Origin of the sequence: Mesorhizobium sp. M7D.F.Ca.US.004.03.1.1 (assembly GCF_003998635.1) — a bacterium.
GTDB lineage: Bacteria > Pseudomonadota > Alphaproteobacteria > Rhizobiales > Rhizobiaceae > Mesorhizobium > Mesorhizobium loti.
In genome coordinates this window covers 1-789 of the sequence record NZ_RZQG01001534.1, presented here as the reverse complement: position 1 = coordinate 789, position 789 = coordinate 1, and the positions used below count along the sequence as shown (strand labels likewise).

At 57.4% G+C, this 789-nt stretch carries 1 protein-coding gene and 1 pseudogene; both read right to left on the bottom strand.

The window, feature by feature from the left end:
• On the bottom strand, window positions 1–584 hold a 584-nt coding region (locus EN935_RS38485; protein WP_206534704.1), incomplete at its 3' end, for a cbb3-type cytochrome c oxidase subunit I.
• A 108-nt stretch (window positions 585–692) separates the two neighbouring features.
• Window positions 693–789: pseudogene (locus EN935_RS42605) on the bottom strand (5-formyltetrahydrofolate cyclo-ligase); the annotation flags it as partial.

The window sequence follows — 789 nt, the reverse complement described above, 5'->3', positions numbered from 1 at the left end:
GTCATTCCCGGCGCGCGCATGTTGAAGATGGTCGTAGTGAAGTTGATCGCACCGAGGATCGATGACGCTCCTGCAAGGTGGATCGAAAGGATGACGAGGTCGACGGCAGGGCCGGGCTGGCCTGAGGTCGACAGCGGCGGATAGAGCGTCCAGCCGCCGCCATGGCCGAGCGTGCCAGGTGCTCCCGGAACGAACATCGAGGTGATGAAGAGGATAAACGACATAACCAGCAGCCAGAAGGAGATGTTGTTCATGCGTGGAAAAGCCATATCGGGCGCGCCGATCATGATCGGCACCATCCAGTTGCCGAACCCCCCTATCAGCGCCGGCATGAGCACGAAGAAGATCATGACCAGCCCATGGGTACTGACGACGACGTTGTAGACAGCGGGGTCGGCGAATATCTGCAAACCTGGTTCCTGCAACTCCATGCGGATCAATACGGAAAGCGCGGTACCGAAGACCCCTGCCATTATCGAGAACAGCAGATAGAGCGTGCCGATATCCTTGTGGTTGGTCGAAAACAGCCACCTGACGAGAAAACGGGGCTTGTGGTCATCCAGCGATGCTGTCGGATTCGACATGGCGTCCTACCTGATCTTCATTGCAGGTGGGCCGGATGGATTCAGCAACCGACGACGCTTAGGAACCGTCGTCATGAATTGGAGAACCAGGCCCTGCCTGCGTCGTGTTCATTCATCGGTGACGATTACGTCCATGGGAATGTCGTGCGGCTGCGGATAGATTGTTCGAACTCGGCTTCCTGCGTAACCGACACCAACGACGAAC